Here is a 1,590-nt window from a genome sequence, read left to right on the forward strand (position 1 = left end):
CAATGGCCTCGATCTCCAGTGGTAGAAGCCCGACGTGGATACTCCCGCCCAGGTGCACATCCGCTGCACGGGAAAGTTACCGGCCTCGCCGTCGATGAACTCGTACTTCTCCGTCACCGGTATTCCTGGGCGAAGTCGGGTGGCCCGGGGGGATTTCGCCCCCGGGCTCCCACAGATCCGTACGTGACCGTCTCCGGTCATACGGCTCTTGTCGTCCTGGTCACCAGACCCGGGCGGGCTCGGTCACCCAAACCCAGTGCGCGAGAAGCCGGGGATGTCGATCAACCCCGGACCACCACGCACGGAAGGTCGCCGACCAGCTTCGCCGCAGCCTCCGGTACTTCCCGCGCAGCCACCGGACCACGTAGGCGTTGATCCGTTTCAGGAGGGGATAGAGGGCCGACCTGTTGTAGGCCCCGTAGTACTGCATCCATCCCCGCACGACCGGATTGATCCAGTCCGCGAGGTCTCGGGCCTCGCCCTGCACCCACCGGTGCAGGCGCCAGGAACGCACCACCTCGCCCATCCGCTTCAGGGCCTTGTCCGAGACCGCCGGAGAGAAACTCCGGAACAGTCCTTTCCGCCCGTCCACGGTGCGCTCGCGGAAGTCGTAGCCCAGGAACGTGAACCTCGTGTGCTCGAAAGAACTCTTGCGGTTCGCGTCCCGGCAGTAGACGATCTGCGTCTTGTCGGGGTGTAGTTGAAGGCCGACCGAGTCCATGCGCGCATCCAGCGCGGCCAGCACCGCTCTCGCCTCGGCGAGACTGCGGCAGTGGATGACCGCGTCGTCGGCATACCGTTCGAAGCGGACGTCCGGGAAGGCCCGGTGCAACCACATGTCGAACGCGTAGTGCATGAACAGGTTCGCCAGGACGGGAGATACCGCTGATCCCTGCGGGGTGCCCTTGGCGCGCTCGATCAGCACACCGTCCGCATGTTGCAGCGGGGCAGCAAGCCACCGCTTGACATAAAGCAGGACCCAGGGGAGCTCACAGACCGAGCCCACCGCCTTGAGCATCAAGTCCCACGGCACCGAGTCGAAGAACGCCTTGATGTCGAGATCGACCACCCAGTCGTACTTCCAGCACCGCTCCCGGCACGTGCCCACCGCGTCGATCGCTCCGCGCCCCGGGCGGTAGCCGTAGGAGTCCGGATGGAAGATCGGCTCGACCCTCTTCTCCAGCACCATCGCCACCACCGTCTGCGCGACACGGTCGCCCACGGTCGGTACTCCGAGGACCCTGATGCCGCCCTGCGCCTTCGGGATCTCCACCATGCGCACCGGCGGCGGGAAGTAGCAGCCCGAGGACATCCGATTCCAGATCTTGTACAGGTTTCCCCGCAGATCCTCCTCGAACTCCTCGATAGCCACCGCGTCCACGCCCGGCGCGCCCTTGTTCGCCCTGACCTTCTCCCAAGCCTCCATCACCAGCAGCTTCGGTATACCGAACGGCTTGACCGGTGCTTTCAACTCATCCACGCCAATTCCTCCCGGAGCACTTCCGGTTGATCGAATGAACAAGTCACGAACGACCCGGCCCCTTCGCTCCGCCCCCATTACAGGGACTTCACCACTACTACGAGCCGGTC

1 protein-coding gene is annotated in these 1,590 nt (G+C 64.8%); it reads right to left on the reverse strand.

Going from position 1 to position 1,590, the window contains the following annotated elements; translation table 11 throughout:
* Window positions 1–220: 220 nt before the first annotated feature.
* The gene (gene ltrA / locus ACGFU7_RS48095) at window positions 221–1,480 is read right to left on the reverse strand and encodes a group II intron reverse transcriptase/maturase (protein WP_393705141.1); all 1,260 of its coding nucleotides are present in this window, start codon (window positions 1,478–1,480) and stop codon (window positions 221–223) included.
* Between the last annotated feature and the right edge of the window lie 110 nt (window positions 1,481–1,590).

Origin of the sequence: Streptomyces sp. NPDC048473, assembly GCF_043200155.1 — a bacterium.
Classification (GTDB): domain Bacteria; phylum Actinomycetota; class Actinomycetes; order Streptomycetales; family Streptomycetaceae; genus Streptomyces.